We start from the raw sequence: 16,615 nt of genomic DNA, 5'->3' as shown, positions 1-16,615 counted from the left end.
GCCGAAAAGCCTGCCGCCCCCGCGGTGGACCCGATGCAGTGGTGGAGCGCGCTGACGCAGCAGTTCGGCCAGCTCGCCGCGCACGCGCTGCAGGAAGGCGCGGCCGCGGCCGACGCCGCGCGCACCACGCTGGCCAATTCCATGTCCATGGCGCCGGCCGCGGGCCCGGCCAGCAAGGCGGCTTCCGCGACCACGAAGGCCAGCACCTCGGCCGCCACGCCTCAGCCCCAGGCGTCCGGCGCCGACGCCGGCGGCGCGGCGCAGGCCCCCGACACGCCCGACGCCAGCGGCGGCGCCGCGGCCAGGGCCGCCGCGCGCAAGCGGCCCGCGCGCTGACCGGCGGCCACCATCGGCGCGGCAGCGCCGGTTTTTTTTCGGGCGCCCGGTTTGCCCGCCATGGCGGCTTGACACCGACTCCCGGCGCGGCCGCGCCCGCGCTGCCGCAATGCCGCATGACAACGCGCGACGCGCGCCCGCACACTGCACCATGGACACCTTCCTGCACGCCCACGCCACGCATCCCGACTGGCGCTACGCCCTGGAAATCGCCAACGCCCAGTTGCGCGCGCAGCGGGCCACGCAGCGGCAGCAGCACCTGCCCGTCCCGAACCTGGGCTTCGTCTACTTCAGCGACATGTACGCGCCGCAGGCCGAGGAGCTGCTGCAGGCGCTGCGCCACGACTGGCCCGGCGTGGCCTGGGTCGGCGGCACCGGCGTGGGCGTGTGCGGCAACGGCGTGGAGTACTTCGACGAGCCCGCGCTGGTGCTGATGCTGGGGCACTTTCCCACCGGCAGCTTCCAGGTCTTCTCCGGCACGCACCCGCTGGGTCCGGATGCCCACACCGCGCTCGTGCACGCCGACGCCACCACGCCGGAACTCGCCGAGCTCATCGCCGAGATGAGCGAGCGCACCGCCTCGGGCTACCTCTTCGGCGGCCTGCCCTCGGCGCGCTCGCAGCCGCTGCAGGTGGCCGACGGCGTATTCCGCGGCGGGCTCTCGGGCGTGGCCTTCGGCGCCGACGTGGGGCTGATCTCGCGCGTGACGCAGGGCTGCACCCCGGTGGGCCCGGTGCGGCGCGTGACCGCGGCCAACGAGCACCTGGTGCTGGAGCTCGACGGCGAGCCGGCCCTGGACGCGCTGCTGGCCGACACCGGCGTGAGCCTGTCGCAGCCCACCGTGGCGCTGCCGCGGCTGCGCTCGACGCTGGCCGGCGTGAGCGACGCGCGCGAGGCCACGCTCGCGCGCGGCGGCCAGTTCGGCGAGAACACGCGCGTGCGCCACCTCATCGGGCTGGAGCCCGGGCGCCGCGGCGTGGCCATCGCCGAGGCGGTGGAGGTCGGCCAGCAGATCGCCTTCTGCCAGCGCGACGCCGTGGCCGCGCGGCGCGACCTGGTGCGCATCTGCGCCGAGATCCGCGAGGAGATCGAGGCCGGCATCGAGACCCCGGCCGCGCCCGGCGGCGCCGGCGCGGAGCTGGCCGCCGCCTCGCGCATCGCCGGTGCCCTCTACATCAGCTGCGCCGGGCGCGGCGGGCCGCATTTCGGCGCCCCTTCGGCCGAGCTGCAGATCGTGCAGCACGCGCTGGGCGACGTGCCGCTGGCCGGCTTCTTCGCCGGCGGCGAGATCGGCCACCACCACCTCTACGGCTACACCGGGGTGCTGACGGTGTTCACCGCGTCCTGAACGCCAACGCATGTCCCCGCCGCGCATCCCGCCCATCCACTGCCTGCAGAGCTTCGAGGCGCTGGCGCGGCTGCGCAGCGTGACGCTGGCCGCCGAGGAGCTCAGCGTCACCCCCAGCGCCGTGAGCCACCGCATGCGCCAGCTCGAATCGCAACTGGGCGTGCGCCTCTTCGCGCGCGGCGACTTCACGCTCAGCACCGACGGCGCGGCCTACCTGCGCCACGTGCGCCAGGGCCTGCAGGCGCTGCAGCAGCTGCCGGGCAGCGCCGCGGCGCGCACCGGCGCGCCGGTGCGGCTGCGCCTGGCCGTCACGCCCACCTTCTCGCGCGAGATCCTGCTGCCCAAGCTGGCGCTGTTCCGGCATGCGTACCCCGAGGTCGAGCTGATCATGCAGGTCGCCATCCCGCTGCTCGACGTCAAGGCCGAGGAGACCGACCTGGAGTTCCGCTTCGGCACCGGCCCCTATGCCGACGTGGAGCAGCTGTGCGTGCTGCGCGACGAGGTCTGCCCGGTGTGCAGCCCGGAGTACGTCAACGAGGCCGGCCCCTTCGACGGCTTCGACAGCGCCGAGGTGCTGGCGCGCGCGCGGCTCATCCGCAGCCCGCTGGAGCCCTGGGGCACGTGGTTCCGCGCCTGCGGCATCGACCTGCCCGAGCCGCGCAGCGGCGGCGCGCAGTTCAACGACGTGGGGCTGATGCTCGACGCCGCGGCCGCGGGCTTCGGCGTGGCGCTGGCGCGGCTGCGCCTGGCCAAGACCTGGCTCGACAACGGGCGGCTGCTGCGCCTGTCCACGCGCACCGTGCCCTCGCCGCACCACCACTTCCTGTGCTGGAAGCCCGGCACGCTCGAGCGCTGGGAATGCGCCGCCTTCGTCGAATGGGTCAAAACGTCGCTCGCGTGACAAAGCTGACGTTTGGCTGACGTGTTGTGAGAAACGTTCATGCCGGATATGAACAATCTTCATTTCCGCCCTGACGGCCCTCACTACAGTCGCGCCCACCAGAAGGTAGCGGCCGGGGTCTCCCGGTTGCTCCGCCTGTAGGCCAGGGTTCCGGCTTCTGCCGGGCCCTGTCGATGACGTCCCGCTTGCCGCTGACACGCCCGCTGGGTCCGCCCATCGGCCGGCCTGCGCCTGCTGCGCGCCGCGCATCACCGACTCCACGCCTCACGAGGCCGTTCATGAACGCTTCACAAGACACGTCCACGGCCGCCGAACGCTCGGCACGCCGCTCGCAGGTGGTGGCCGCGCTGCAGGCCGCCGTGCCCGCGCACGCGCTGCTGTGGCGCGACGAGGAAACCACGCCCTACGAGTGCGACGGCCTCACCGCCTACCGCCAGTCGCCGCTGGTGGTGGCGCTGCCCGAAACCGAGGAGCAGGTGGCCGCCGTGCTGCGCGCCTGCCACGGCCTGCAGGTGCCGGTGGTAGCGCGCGGCGCCGGCACCGGCCTCTCAGGCGGCGCCATGCCGCACGCCCTGGGCGTGACGCTGTCGCTGGCCAAGTTCAACAGGATCCTCAAGGTCGATCCGGTCAGCCGCACGGCGGTGGTGCAGTGCGGCGTGCGCAACCTCGCCATCAGCGAGGCCGCCGCGCCCCACGGCCTGTACTACGCGCCCGACCCCAGCAGCCAGATCGCCTGCACCATCGGCGGCAACGTCGCCGAGAACTCCGGCGGCGTGCACTGCCTGAAGTACGGCCTGACCGTGCACAACGTGATCAAGGTGCGCGGCTTCACGGTGGAAGGCGAGGCGGTGGAGTTCGGCTCCGACGCCCTGGACGCCGCCGGGCTGGACCTGCTCACCGTGCTGGTGGGCAGCGAGGGCATGCTGGCCGTGATCACCGAGGTGACCGTGAAGCTGGTGCCGAAGCCGCAGCTGGCGCGCTGCATCATGGCCAGCTTCGACGACATGCGCAAAGCCGGCGACGCCGTGGCCAGCGTCATCGCCGCCGGCATCATCCCCGCCGGGCTGGAGATGATGGACAAGCCCATGACCGCCGCGGTCGAGGACTTCGTTCATGCCGGCTATGACCTGAGCGCCGAAGCCATCCTCCTGTGCGAGAGCGATGGCACGCCCGAGGAAGTCGAGGAGGAGATCGGCCGCATGGTGGCGGTGCTGGAGGGCTGCGGCGCCACCGGCATCACCGTCAGCGCCGATGAGGGCCAGCGGCTGAAGTTCTGGAGCGGGCGCAAGAACGCCTTCCCGGCCTCGGGGCGCATCAGCCCCGACTACATGTGCATGGACTCGACCATCCCGCGCAAGCGCCTGGCCGACATCCTGCTGGCGATCCAGGACATGGAGAAGAAGTACGGGCTGCGCTGCGCCAACGTGTTCCACGCGGGCGACGGCAACCTGCACCCGCTGATCATGTTCGACGCCAACGACCCCGACCAGCTGCACCGCTGCGAGCTCTTCGGCGCCGACATCCTGGAGACCAGCGTCGCCATGGGCGGCACCGTCACCGGCGAGCACGGCGTGGGCGTCGAGAAGCTCAACTCCATGTGCGTGCAGTTCAGCCCGGCCGAGCGCGAGCAGATGCTCGCCCTGAAGGCCGCCTTCGACCCCGCGGGCACGCTCAATCCCGGCAAGGTCGTGCCCAGCAAGCACCGCTGCGCCGAGTACGGAAAGATGCACGTGAAGAAGGGGCTGCTGCCCTTCCCCGAGCTGGAGCGCTTCTGAAATGGATGCCATCAACAACGACCCCGTCCTGGCGCGCCTGATCGACCAGGTGCAGACCGCCCGCGCCGCGCGCGGCACGCTGGAGATCCGCGGCCACGGCAGCAAGCGCTTCTACGGCGAGGCGCCGCGGGGCGCCGCGGTGCTCGACACCCGCCCGCTGAGCGGCATCAGCAGCTACGAGCCGACCGAGCTGGTCGTGACCGTGCGCGCCGGCACGCCGCTGGAAGAGCTGGAGGCCGCGCTGGCCGGCAAGGGGCAGTTCCTGCCCTTCGAGCCGCCGCGCCTGGAGGGCGAAGGCGGCCGCGGCACGGTCGGCGGCATGGTCGCCGCGGGCCTGGCCGGCCCGGCGCGCGCCACCGCCGGCAGCGTGCGCGACTTCGTGCTCGGCGCCACGCTGCTCAACGGCCAGTGCGAGGTGGTCCGCTTCGGCGGCCAGGTGATGAAGAACGTCGCCGGCTACGACGTGGCGCGCATGCTCGCCGGCTCGATGGGCATCCTGGGCCTGATCTGCGAGGTCAGCCTCAAGGTGCTGCCGCTGCCAGTGGCCACGCGCACGCTGCGCTTCCAGCTCGACCAGGCGCAGGCGCTGGACAAGCTCAACGCCTGGGGCGGCCAGCCGCTGCCGCTCAACGCCAGCGCCTGGTGGAACGGCACGCTGCTGCTGCGCCTCTCCGGCGCGCGCGCCGCGGTGGACTCGGCCACGGCCAAGCTCGGCGGCGAGGTGGTGGACGACGAATCCGCCGCCAGCTTCTGGCGGAACCTGCGCGACCAGCGCGACGACTTCTTCCAGCTGGCCGCCACGGCGGTGGCGCAGGGCGGGCGCGCGCTGTGGCGCCTGTCCGTGCCGCAGACCGCCGCGCCGCTGGCGGCGCTGGGCGGCAACCAGCTCGTCGAGTGGGGCGGCGCGCAGCGCTGGCTGCTCAGTGACGCCCCGGCCGCGCAGGTGCGCGAGGCCGCCCAGCGCGCCGGCGGCCATGCCGTGCTCTACGCCGCGCAGGACAAGGCGCCCGGCGTGTTCGCGCCGCTGTCGCCGCCGCTGGCGCGCATCCATCGCCAGCTGAAAACCGCGTTCGATCCCGACCGGGTCTTCAATCCCGGCCGCCTCTATCCGGATCTCTGATCCCGAGCATCGATGCAAACCAACCTCGCTCCCGAATTCCGCGACACGCCCGAAGGCCAGGAAGCCGAGGCGATCCTGCGCAAGTGCGTGCACTGTGGCTTCTGCACCGCGACCTGCCCGACGTACCAGATCCTGGGCGACGAGCTCGACGGCCCACGCGGACGCATCTACCTGATGAAGCAGGTGCTCGAAGGCGGCGAGCCCACGCGCGCCACGCAGCTGCACCTGGACCGCTGCCTGACCTGCCGCAACTGCGAGAGCACCTGCCCCTCCGGCGTCAACTACGGCGCGCTGGCCGACATCGGCCGCAACATCGTCGAGAAGAAGGTGCAGCGCCCGGCGTCCGAGCGCGCCAAGCGCTGGCTGCTCAAGGAAGGCCTGACCTCGCCCCTGTTCGCCCCGGCGCTCAAGCTGGGCCAGGCGCTGCGCCCGCTGGTGCCGGCCAACCTGCGCGAGAAGGTGCCCGAGAAGACGCCGCCGCGCGCCCACGACTGGCCGCGGCGCGAGCATGCGCGCAAGGTGCTCATGCTCGCCGGCTGCGTGCAGCCGTCCATGGCGCCCAACATCAACGCCGCCACCGCGCGCGTGCTCGACGCCGCCGGCATCCAGACCGTGGTGGCCCCCAAGGCCGGCTGCTGCGGCGCGATCCGCTCGCACCTGTCGGACGTGGAAGGCGGCCTGAACGACATGCGCCGCAACGTGGACGCCTGGACGCCGCTGCTGGGCCAGGTCGAGGCCATCGTCATGAACGCCTCGGGCTGCGGCGTGATGGTCAAGGACTACGGCCACGCCCTGAGGCACGACCCGGCCTATGCCGAGCGCGCCGCGCGCATCTCCGCGCTCACCAAGGATTTATCAGAGCTGCTGCCCGACCTGGTGCCGCTGCTGCAGCCCAAGCTTGCCGCCAAGGCCCCGGCGCAGCCCGGCGCACCGGCCAGTGCACTGCCGCAGCGCCTGGCTTTCCACCCGCCGTGCACGCTGCAGCACGGCCAGCAGCTGCGCGGCGGCGTGGAGTCGGGGCTGCGCGCCCTGGGCTTCGACGTGACGCTGGCCGCGGGCGAGGCGCACCTGTGCTGCGGCTCGGCGGGCACGTACTCGGTGCTGCAGCCGGAGCTGTCGCACCAGCTGCGCGACCGCAAGCTCGGCCAGCTGCTGCCCACGCAGCCCGACTGCATCGTCTCGGCCAACGTGGGCTGCATCCAGCACCTGCAAAGCGGCACGGCCAAGCCGGTGCGGCACTGGGTGGAGGTGGTGGACGAGGCCCTGGCCGCCTGACGCCCCGGCACCGAACCTGCCCGCGGGCGCGGGCCGGACACGACAAGACAACGCACGACATCGAAAGGCGCGCCCTGGCCCACCGGCGGGGCGGGCGCGCCCGAGCCTTTTTCCATCAATCCGCGAGGAGATAAAACATGAGTCTCGGCCTACAGGCCCTGTTGGCATTCACACCCATAGCCCTGGCCGGCATCCTGCTGGTCGGGCTGGGGTGGTCGGCCAAGCGCGCCATGCCCATCGTCTACATCGTGACGGCGCTGATCGCGCTGTTCGCCTGGGGCGTGAGCTTCAACCGCGTGGCCGCCGCCACGCTCGAAGGCCTGATCATCACCGTGCAGGTGCTGTGGATCATCTTCGGCGCCATCCTGCTGCTCAACACGCTCAAGCACTCGGGCGGCATCGCCAGCATCCGCAGCGGCTTCGCCGGCATCAGCCCCGACCGCCGCATCCAGGTCATCCTGATCGCCTGGCTGTTCGGCTCCTTCATCGAGGGCGCCTCGGGCTTCGGCACGCCGGCCGCGGTGGCCGGTCCGCTGATGGTGGCCGTGGGCTTCCCGGCGCTGGCCGCCGTGATGTTCGGCATGATGATCCAGTCCACCCCGGTGTCCTTCGGCGCCGTGGGCACGCCGCTGATCGTGGGCGTGCAGGGCGGCGTGCAGCGCGAGGCCATGACGGCGGCGCTGCAGGGCCAGGGCCTGCAGTGGGCCGACTTCTTCGACCTCGTCGTCAGCCGCGTGGCCATCGGCCACGCCATCTGCGGCACGCTCATCCCGCTGCTGCTGGTCATGTTCATGACCCGCTTCTTCGGCCGCAACCGCTCCTGGACCGAGGGCCTGGCGGCGCTGCCCTTCGCGCTGTTCTCGGCCTTTGCCTTCACGGTGCCCTACGTGCTCGCGGGCGTGTTCCTCGGCCCCGAGTTCCCCTCGCTGCTGGGCGGCCTGCTGGGCCTGGCCATCGTGGCGCTGGCCGCGCGCGCGGGCTTCCTGGTGCCGCGCCAGACCTGGGACTTCGCGCCGCCGAAGGAGTGGCCCGCGCACTGGATGGGCGACCTGGAGATGAAGCTCGACGAGCTCACCAGCCGCCGCATCTCGCCGATCGTGGCCTGGCTGCCCTACGTGCTGCTGGCGGCCATCCTGGTGGTCAGCCGCACCCATGACCCGTTCAAGAAGTGGCTGCAGTCCATCGCCTTCAACGCCCGCAACCTGCTGGGCGAGACCGGCATCAACGGCAACTTCCAGCCGCTGTACCTGCCCGGCGGCATCCTGGTGTTCGTGTGCCTGGTGACGCTGTTCCTGCACCGCATGTCGCTGGCCTCGTTCGCCCGCGCCGCGCGCGAGTCCACCGGCACGCTGCTGGGCGCGGGCTTCGTGCTCGTGTTCACGGTGCCGATGGTGCGGATCATGATCCAGTCGGGCGTCAACGCGAACGAGCTGGCCAGCATGCCGATCTCCATGGCGCGCTGGGTGGCGGCCTCGGTGGGCGACGTCTACCCGTTCTTCGCCCCGACCGTCGGCGCCCTGGGCGCGTTCCTGGCCGGCTCGAACACCGTGTCGAACCTGATGCTCAGCCAGTACCAGTACAGCGTGGCGCAGGCCCTGGGCGTCAGCGGCGCGACCATCATTGCCGCGCAGTCCATCGGTGCCGCCGCCGGCAACATGATCGCCATCCACAACGTCGTGGCCGCCTCGGCCACGGTGGGCCTGCTGGGCAAGGAAGGCTTCACGCTGCGCCGCACGGTCATCCCGACCCTGTACTACGTGACGCTGGCCGGCATCCTGACCATGGTGTCGATGCACGTGCTGAAGTGGACCGACCCGCTGATGGGCGTGACCCTGCCCTGACCCCGGGTTGACCAGGCACCCGGCCGGGCCCTGCCCGGCCGGCACGCCAAACCCGAACCTCGAAGCTTCGCGCACGGCGGGTGGATGCACCGGCCGTGCGCGAAGCCGTTTTGGGGGCCGGCGCAGCTTCGGTCCGAGGCTTCAGCGCCGGGTCTTCACCATCAGCTTGCAGCTGTCGGAGCAGTTCCGGGAGTCAGCACTGCCCCGGCGCACCGGTACGGCGTGAGCACCATGTGCTGCGCCAGCTGGTCTTCGCTGTTGACGTCCGTGACCCGGTGCTGCAGCCGGAGCTATCGCACCAGCTGCGCGAGCGCAAGCTGCGCCAGCTGCTGCCCACGCAGCCCGACTGCATCGTCTCCGCCAACGTGGGCTGCATCCAGCGCCTGCAAAGCGGCACCGGCACGCCGGTGCGGCACTGGGTGGAGGTGGTGGACAAGGCGCTGGCACGGAGGTCATGGACCGGCGGGTGCGGGCCTCGCTAGACGCCTTGCCATCCGGGGACGTAGGCAACCGCCTGTCGGCCGTCAGCACGGGCAGTCCGCACCCTACTTCGTCATTCCGGCGAAAGCCGGAATCCACGAATGCCGGGGTGCCTCGCTGGCTGGCGTCGGCACACGCCAACGTCAGCCGTTCCACCGCCGTGGTGCGCGTGGATTCCGGCTTTCGCCGGAATGACGGATCGGGGTGCGAAGCGTCATGGCTGTCGGGCTGCCAATCGCTCCCCGCTTCGCCCGGCCGGCAGCGCGCCGCCCCAGACCTTCAGCCGACGCCTCAACTCCTCGCCGGCGCCCCCGTCACCAGCTCCCGGCTGTCGTAATACCCCTGGAAGTCCGCGATGCGCCCGCTGTCGTCCAGGCGCAGCAGCGTCACGCCGTCGTACTCGATGGGCTTGCCGGTCTTGTCGGTGCCGTGCGAGTGCCAGAACAAGCCCGCGGCGTGCTCGTTGGCGGTGACTTCCGAGAAGTCGGAATGGATGTCCGCGAAGGACTCGCGGTACTCGCGCCAGAAGCTCGCGATGTCCTCGCGGCCCTGCAGCTCCTGCCGCTCGCGCTGGATCACCGGGTTGCGCAGCCGCGCGTCGTCGGCGAACAGGTCCAGCAGCTCGTCGAGCGCCCCGTCGCCCTCGTCCTCAAGATGGTTCAGGGCGTGGATGAAGCGCTGCGCGACTTCCTGCGTTTGCTGGGGATTGGCCATGAGTGGATCTCCGGTGGGAAAAGGTCGCTGCCGGCGTGCAAGCGATATTCCCTGAAGAGCCCTGTGCGGCTCGTCCCACAAAGGTCTCAGTCCGCCGGCACGCCTGCCGCCTCGGCTTCCACCGCGGCCACGTCGCTCACCGGCAGCCACACCTCGAACTCCGAGCCCACGTCCACCGTGCTGCGCGCCACGATCCGCCCGCCGTGGCTGGTGACGATGCCGTGGCAGGACGACAGCCCCAGCCCCGAGCCCTCGCCCACCGGCTTGGTCGTGAAGAAGGGCTCGAACACCTGCGCCAGGTCGGCCGCGGGAATGCCGCAGCCGCTGTCGAGCACCGTCAGCACCAGCGAGCGCTCCTGCAGCGGGCCGTGCCCCGCGTCGCGCGTCCCGACGCGGATGCGCACCGTGCCGCCGCGCTCCTTCATGGCGTGGCCGGCATTGCGCACCAGGTTGTGCAGCACCTGCTCCATCTGCCCGCGGTCCACCGCCACGGGCGCGTCCTGGCCCGGCGCCACCTCTACGGCCAGCTCCACGCCCGGGGGCAGCGCCACGCGCAGCAGCGGCGCGGCTTCCAGCGCCAGCGCGCCCAGCCGCGTGGTCTGCAGCACCGGCGCGCTCTGGCGCGCGAAGTCCAGCAGCTGGCGCGTCAGCCGCGCCGCCTTCTCGCCGCTGTCCAGGATGCGCTGCAGGTTGCGCCGCTGGCGCGAGCCCTCCTCGGCCTGGTCGCGGCAGATCTCGGCCAGGCCCATCATCGAGCCCAGCAGGTTGTTGAAGTCGTGCGCCACGCCCGTGGCCAGCACGGCGGTGACGCGCAGCCGGTCGTGCTCGCGCCACTGGTTCTCGGCTTCCACCTGCTGCGTCACGTCGGAGAGGCAGCCGCTCCAGACGATGCGGCCGCCCAGGCCGTAGCGCACGTTGGCGCGCGCCTCGCACCACAGCTGCTTGCCGTGGCGCGCGTGCAGCAGCCGGAAGCGGATGCGCGCATTGCCCTCCACCGGCGGCTGGCGCAGCAGCTGCTGCAGCCGCTCGCGGTCCTCGGCATGCACCTGGCGCAGCAGCGCCGTGGCGTCGGCCAGCAGCTCGGCCAGCGTCAGCCCGGCCAGCGCGGCGATGCCGTCGCAGGCATGCGTGAAGCGGCGGCCGCCGTCCTGGTCGAGTTCCAGGCGGAAGATCAGCGCATCGCCCGAGCGCAGCGCCAGCTCGCGCACCATCAGCTCGCGGCTGACGATCTCGGCCAGGTCGGCCAGCACCTGCACCTCTTCGGGGGCGAGCTCGCGCGGCTCGTGGCCCATGATGCACAGCGTGCCCAGTGCGATGCCCTCGGCCGAGTGCAGCGGCGCGCCGGCGTAGAAGCGCAAGCCCCGCTCGCCGCGCACCAGCGGACTGCCGGCGAAGCGCTCGTCGAGCCGCGCATCGGGCACCACCAGCATCTCGCGCTGCTGGATCACGTAGGCGCAAAAGGCCAGCGCCCGCGGCGTCTCCGACACCTCCAGGCCGCGGCGCGACTTGAACCAGCCGCGGTGCTCGTCCATCAGCGACACGGCCGCGATCGGCGTCTTCAGCAGCGTGGAGGCCAGCCGCGTGATGCGGTCGAAGGCTTCCTCCGGCGCGGAGTCCAGGATGTTGAGCGCGCACAGCAGCGCCAGCCGCGCGGCCTCGTCGGGCGGCAGCGGCGCGACCTTCACGCCTTGCCCCCGGCCGAGGCCAGCGCCCTGGAGATCGCCGCCTGCAGCTGCGCGCGCGAGAAGGGTTTCGCCAGCTGCGCCGTCGCGCCGGCCAGGGCCGCGGTCTGCAGGTTGAACTCCGGCGAGATCACGCGGCGCCCGCCCGACATCGCCACGATCGGCTGCTTCGGGCTGCGCTCGCGGATGCGCAGGATCAGCTGCGCGCCGTCCATGCCGGGCATCAGGATGTCGGTGAGCACCACGTCGAAGGCCCCCTCGGCGAAGCGCTTCAGGCCGGCGGCGCCGTCGGCCGCCTCGGTGACCTGGTGCCGGTCCAGCTCCAGGAACTGCGACACCGTGTCGCGGAAGGTCTCGTCGTCGTCGATCAGGAGGATGCGGGCCATGGCAGGAATGTCAGTAGTCGTTGGTTGGGTCCGTTCGTCCTGAGGTATCGAAGGACGAATCCGCGAGGCTGGTATGGAGGCCTGCTGCCGCTGGCTGCCCAATCCGTTCGGACTGAGGTATCGAAGGCCGAATCCGGCAGGCTCGGATGGCGGCTGCACGGCCAGGGCCGTCCACCCTTCGATACCTCAGGGCGAACGGAATGTTGGTCGGCTTAGTACATGAGCTGGGGAAACCGTCATCAGAAGAACTCGACGCCGCCCGTGGCGGTGCCGGCGGCCACTTCGGAGGGGCGCACGCTGTTGTGGCGCGCCTCGGCGGCGCGGTAGTTCGCGACCAGCGCGGCGGCCTGCGCCTCGATGTCCGCGGCCTCGCCGCCGGTGCGCAGCCGCGCCACCAGCGCCTCGATCAGCGCGTGGCGCTGCGCCAGCGCGGGCTCGGCGCGGTCGATGATCTGCTTGAACACGTCCTGGTACTGGCAGGCCTGCAGCAGCCCGCCGATGTCGGCGTCGAGCCGCGTGTTGTGGTGCGTGATGGCCGTCATCAGCATCCCGTAGAACTGGCGCATGTCCACGTAGCTGTGGTCGAGCTCGCGCGTGAGCCCGGCCAAGCGCTGCGATTCGGCCTCGTTGTGCGCGGCGCGCTTGGCGAACTCGCCCTTGAAGGCGTCGTCGATGGTGGCCACCAGGCTGCCGATGTCCTGCTCGATCCTCACCGCCGACTCGTTGCTCTGCGTGGCCAGGCGCCGCACCTCGGCGGCCAGCACCGCGAAGCCGCGCCCGGCCTCGCCGGCGCGCGCGGCCTCGATGGCGGCGTTGATGGACAGGATCTCCGTCTGTCGCGCCATGGCGCGGATGGCTTCCGTCATCTCGGCGAGCTTGCGCACCTCGCCCACCACGCGCTGGAAGTGCACGCGCTCGCTGGCGATCTGCTGTGGCAGCTGCTCGACGAAGGCGGCCAGCTCCTGGATGACGTGGGTGTTCTGCTCGATGCTGGCCTGCATCGCGTCGCTCTGCGCCTGGGCATGGCCGAGGTAGGCCATGAGCTGGCCGGAATGCTCCTGCAGCGTGGTGGCGCGCGTGAGCACGTCCATGGTCGCCTCGGCGGAGATCGTCACCGCGTGCTGCAGCTGCTGCACGACTTCACCGTCGAGCGCGCGCGCGCCATCGAGCACGGCGTCGCCCGGCGCGGCCCCCGCCGGCACGGACGGGCGCAGCCCCAGGCGCCGCCACAGCGCGGAGAGGAATCGCAGTTTCATGAGATGGCTATCGGCCGCCGGGCGCGGGACATGAGGACCGGCAATCCGGAGGAAGTCACGAAAGGGGCGGCTGCCCTCGCATCAAGCCACCACTGCCCGCGGCTTCACCCGCAGCGCCCACATCACCCCCGCCACCAGCAGCGCGACGCCCGCCAGGGTCGCCGGCGGCGGCGCGGTGCCGCGCAGGAGGAAGGCGTAGCTCAGGGCCGCGAGCGTCTCGAACACGATCAATTGCCCGGCAATGGCCGTGGGCAGGCGCTGGCTGGCCTCGTTCCAGCACAGCGTGCCCAGCCACGAGGCGAACAGCCCGATCGTGAACATCAGCGCCACGAAGCGCAGCGGCGTCGGGCCGAAGGGCAGGCTGAAGGCGTCCCCGTCCGCATGGACGGCGGACCAGCCTAGGAACGCCGCGTAGCCCAGCAGCGCCGGCACCAGCGTGGCCAAGCCCTGCGCCGTGGCCCAGGTGCGCGGGCTGCGGTCCGGGTGGGCGCGCAGCCAGTCGGCATTGCGGATCGGGTACCAGGTCCAGCACGCCACCGCGGCCACGGCCAGCAGCGCGCCCACCAGGTACGCGCCGGGCGCGGCGGCCGGGTCGGCGCGCAGGTGCGCCAGCTCGGCCTGGTTGACCATCGCGATGCCCGCGCCGATCAGCCCCAGCGAGGGCGCCAGCCGCCCCCACGGCAGCTTGCCGTCGCGCCAGGCATTGCGTCGGTTCGACACCAGCGCGATCACCACCGGCAGCGTGCCGATGATCATCGTCGGCAGCGGCCCGCCGGCGCGCTGGATGGCGGCGGCCAAGCACAGGTAATAGAGCAGGTTGCCGATCAGCGCGAGCTTCAGCGCTTCCACCCAGTCGGCGCGCGAGAGCTCGCGCAGCCGCGCGCGGTCGAGCCAGGCCAGGGGCAGCGCGATCAGCCCGAAGGCCAGGTAGCGCCCGAAGGACTGTAGCGCCGCCGGGTACTCGGGCAACAGCAACGGCGACACGAACACCAGGCCCCACATCAGTCCGGCGGCCAGGGCAAAGAAAGTTCCGATCCACATCGGCGCGGATTGTCCCTGCGCCGCGCGGCCTGCCTGCCGAACGGCGCACTTGAGCCAGCCGGCCCCGGATTTGCGCGCGGTGCATGTTTCCCGCCCTCAATCCGCGTGAAACGAAAAGAAAGCCCCGGCGTATTGCGCTGCATGCAACAGAGCGGGGCGCCGACTTGCTCCAGCATGGCGACAAGCCCGCCAGCGTGCACTTTGAAATCCGACACCACCCCCACCGCCGTGCCCTGGGCCTGGCCCCTGGCGTTGCTGCTGGCCGGGCTGCTGGCCAGTGCCGCGGCGGGCCTGTGGCAGCGCCGGGACAACGCCGCCTGGGTGGACGTGGCGCTGGCCACCGAGGCCGAGCGCATGGCCGAGCGGCTGCGCCGGCGCATGCAGACCTACGAGACCGGCGTGGTGGCCACGCGCAGTGCCATCGCCGTGGCGGGGCGATCGGTGCAGGAGATCACGCGCGAGCAGTTCGAGCGCTTCGGCACCTCGCTGGACATGGAGCGGCTGCTGCCGGGCCTGGGCGGCGTGGCTTTCATCCGGCGCGTGGACCCGGCCGGCGAGGCTGCCTTCGTGGCCGGTATGCGGCGCGAGGGTTTCGATGACTTCCGCATCCGTGAAGTCGCACCCAACCCGGACGAGCGCTTCGTCATCCAGTACGTGACGCCACTGCGCGAAGGCAACCAGGCCATGCTGGGCCTGGACATCGCCTCCGACCCGCCGCGGCGCGCCGCCGCGCTGGAGGCCGCGCGCAGCGGCGAGGCCCGGCTGAGCGCGCCCTTCGCGCTGGAGAACGACCCGAGCCGTGCACCGCGCGCCTTCGCGCTGATGCTGCCCATCTACCGCAGCGGCCACGTGCTGCCGCCGCCGCCGCAGCGCGAGGCCGAGGCTTTCGGCTGGGCCAGCGTGCGCATGGTCATGGACGAGGTGCTGCACGACTTCGACCGCGGAGACGGCGTCGCGCTGGCGGTGAGCGACGTGACGCTGCCGCAGGCACCCGTGGCCTTCCACGCCTCGGCGGACTGGCGCGCCGGCGCGGCGCTGCCGCTGCGCGAGGCGGTGCTGCCGCTGTACGGGCGCCGCTGGCAGGTGCAGGTGCAGGCGCTGCCGGCCTTCGCCGCGCGGCTGCCGCTGCGCAACCCGCTGGCGCCGGCGGCCATCGGCGCGGGGGCGTCGGTGCTGCTGGCGCTGCTGCTGCAGGCGCGGCTGCATTCGGCACGGCGCCAGCGCGCGGCGCAGGCGCGCTTCGGGGAGATCAACGCCACGCTGGAGCAGCAGGTGCGGCTGCGCACCGCGGAGCTGCAGGCGATCCTCGACAGCGCGGCCAGCGCCATCGTCGCCACCGACCTGGAAAGCCGCGTCATCGCCTTCAACCCGGCCGCCGAAGGCATGCTGGGCCTGCCCGCGGCGCAGGCGCTGGGCCGCTCGATGCTGGACTTCTACGACCCCGTGGAGCTGCGCGAGCGGGTGCACCAGTTCCCGGCCGAGATCGTGGAGCACGCCACGGAGCTGCCGGCCGGGCTGCGGCAGGCGCTGCGCCACGGCCCCGCACCGCGCGACGGCGAGCGCAGCGAGTGGACCTACGTGCGCGCCGACGGCACGCGCTTCCCCGGGCTGCTGAGCCTGAGCCTGCTGCGCGACGACCGCGGCCAGCCGCACGGCTTCCTGGCCGTGATCGTGGACCTGAGCGAGCGCAAGGCGCTGGAGCGGGCGCTGGAGCAGCGCACGCGCCAGGCCGAGGCCGCCAGCGAGGCCAAGAGCGCCTTCCTCGCCCACATGAGCCACGAATTCCGCACCCCGCTCAACGCCGTCATCGGGCTGAGCCAGCTCATGGCGCAGCTGCAGGACCTGCCGCCGCGGGCGCGGCACTTCGTGCGCCACATCGAGCAGGCCGGCACGCAGCTGCTCGCGCTCACCGACGACGTGCTCGACCTCTCGCGCGTGGAAGCCGGCGAGCTGCGCCTGGAGCTCGCCCCTTTCGATCTCGACGCGCTGCTGCAGACGCTGAGCGCGCTGGTGCAGCCGCAGGCCGCGGCCAAGGGCCTGGCGCTGCGGCTGGAGCGCGCGCCGCAGCTGCCCGCGCGGCTGCGCGGCGACGCGCTGCGCCTGCGCCAGGTGCTGCTGAACCTGCTGGGCAACGCGGTGAAGTTCACCGAGCGCGGCGAGGTGAGGCTGTGGGTGCACGGCGACACGCCCGAAGCGGGCCGGGTACGGCTGCACCTGGAAGTCAGCGACTCGGGCATCGGCATCGAGCCGGCGCTGCAGCAGCGCATCTTCGAGCCCTTCGCCCAGGCCGACGCCTCCACCACGCGGCGCTTCGGCGGCACGGGTCTGGGCCTGTCCATCGTGCGGCGGCTGGTGGGGCTCATGGGCGGCGAGATCGCGCTGCAGAGCACACCGGGCCAGGGCAGCACCTTCACGGTGACGGTGGTGCTGGAGGTGGACGGGCCGGCGGCCTGAAACCGG

The 16,615-nt window shown here is 72.2% G+C and carries 12 protein-coding genes and 2 pseudogenes; 9 read left to right on the top strand and 5 right to left on the bottom strand.

Going from position 1 to position 16,615, the window contains the following annotated elements; genetic code table 11:
• The 8 genes and pseudogenes from FJ694_RS27845 to FJ694_RS27810 all read left to right on the top strand — a co-directional run.
• Positions 1 to 336 (top strand): annotated as a pseudogene (locus FJ694_RS27845) (PhaM family polyhydroxyalkanoate granule multifunctional regulatory protein); the annotation flags it as partial.
• Between the two features lie 151 nt (positions 337 to 487).
• Entirely contained in the window at positions 488 to 1,684 is a 1,197-nt protein-coding gene (locus tag FJ694_RS27840; RefSeq protein WP_157270804.1) for an FIST signal transduction protein, read from the top strand.
• A gap of 10 nt (positions 1,685 to 1,694) precedes the next feature.
• Positions 1,695 to 2,585, top strand: coding sequence for a LysR substrate-binding domain-containing protein (locus FJ694_RS27835; protein WP_157270803.1), 891 nt, complete (start codon positions 1,695 to 1,697; stop codon positions 2,583 to 2,585).
• 278 nt (positions 2,586 to 2,863) lie between these two features.
• Positions 2,864 to 4,360, top strand: coding sequence for an FAD-linked oxidase C-terminal domain-containing protein (locus FJ694_RS27830; RefSeq protein WP_157270802.1), 1,497 nt, complete (start codon positions 2,864 to 2,866; stop codon positions 4,358 to 4,360).
• Positions 4,361 to 4,370: 10 nt separating this feature from the next.
• On the top strand, positions 4,371 to 5,480 hold the full coding sequence (gene glcE / locus FJ694_RS27825) for a glycolate oxidase subunit GlcE (RefSeq protein ID WP_198321032.1): 1,110 nt from the start codon (positions 4,371 to 4,373) through the stop codon (positions 5,478 to 5,480).
• Between the two features lie 12 nt (positions 5,481 to 5,492).
• The gene (glcF, locus tag FJ694_RS27820; protein WP_157270800.1) at positions 5,493 to 6,755 is read left to right on the top strand and encodes a glycolate oxidase subunit GlcF; all 1,263 of its coding nucleotides are present in this window, start codon (positions 5,493 to 5,495) and stop codon (positions 6,753 to 6,755) included.
• 137 nt (positions 6,756 to 6,892) lie between these two features.
• A complete protein-coding gene (locus FJ694_RS27815) occupies positions 6,893 to 8,596 on the top strand; it encodes an L-lactate permease (RefSeq protein WP_157270799.1) in 1,704 nt (567 codons plus the stop codon).
• Between the two features lie 275 nt (positions 8,597 to 8,871).
• Positions 8,872 to 9,078: pseudogene (locus FJ694_RS27810) on the top strand (hypothetical protein); the annotation flags it as partial.
• Between the two features lie 289 nt (positions 9,079 to 9,367).
• On the opposite strand, the gene FJ694_RS27805 reads toward FJ694_RS27810, so the two are convergent.
• The 5 genes from FJ694_RS27805 to FJ694_RS27785 all read right to left on the bottom strand — a co-directional run bounded on the left by FJ694_RS27805 (position 9,368) and on the right by FJ694_RS27785 (position 14,155).
• Positions 9,368 to 9,790, bottom strand: a complete 423-nt coding sequence (locus FJ694_RS27805) for a nuclear transport factor 2 family protein (RefSeq protein ID WP_157270797.1) — start codon at positions 9,788 to 9,790, stop codon at positions 9,368 to 9,370.
• 86 nt (positions 9,791 to 9,876) lie between these two features.
• Positions 9,877 to 11,475 carry a GAF domain-containing sensor histidine kinase gene (locus FJ694_RS27800; RefSeq protein ID WP_157270796.1) on the bottom strand — a complete coding sequence of 533 codons (1,599 nt, stop codon included), beginning with the start codon at positions 11,473 to 11,475 and terminating at the stop codon, positions 9,877 to 9,879.
• Positions 11,472 to 11,858 carry a response regulator gene (locus FJ694_RS27795; protein WP_157270795.1) on the bottom strand — a complete coding sequence of 129 codons (387 nt, stop codon included), beginning with the start codon at positions 11,856 to 11,858 and terminating at the stop codon, positions 11,472 to 11,474. Before FJ694_RS27795 ends, FJ694_RS27800 begins: the two co-directional genes overlap by 4 nt.
• A 239-nt stretch (positions 11,859 to 12,097) precedes the next feature.
• Complete coding sequence (locus tag FJ694_RS36825) at positions 12,098 to 13,114, bottom strand: methyl-accepting chemotaxis protein (RefSeq protein WP_198321031.1); 1,017 nt, start codon at positions 13,112 to 13,114, stop codon at positions 12,098 to 12,100.
• A gap of 81 nt (positions 13,115 to 13,195) precedes the next feature.
• Positions 13,196 to 14,155 carry a DMT family transporter gene (locus FJ694_RS27785; protein ID WP_157270794.1) on the bottom strand — a complete coding sequence of 320 codons (960 nt, stop codon included), beginning with the start codon at positions 14,153 to 14,155 and terminating at the stop codon, positions 13,196 to 13,198.
• Positions 14,156 to 14,356: 201 nt separating this feature from the next.
• Here FJ694_RS27785 and FJ694_RS27780 point away from each other — a divergent pair, with 201 nt between their 5' ends.
• Positions 14,357 to 16,609 carry a sensor histidine kinase gene (locus FJ694_RS27780; RefSeq protein ID WP_198321030.1) on the top strand — a complete coding sequence of 751 codons (2,253 nt, stop codon included), beginning with the start codon at positions 14,357 to 14,359 and terminating at the stop codon, positions 16,607 to 16,609.
• Positions 16,610 to 16,615: the final 6 nt, after the last annotated feature.

It is taken from the genome of Azohydromonas aeria (genome assembly GCF_009760915.1).
GTDB classification, from domain to species: Bacteria; Pseudomonadota; Gammaproteobacteria; order Burkholderiales; family Burkholderiaceae_C; genus Azohydromonas; species Azohydromonas aeria.
Note: the sequence above shows the minus strand (reverse complement) of the source record. Positions and strands in the feature narration are given on the sequence as shown.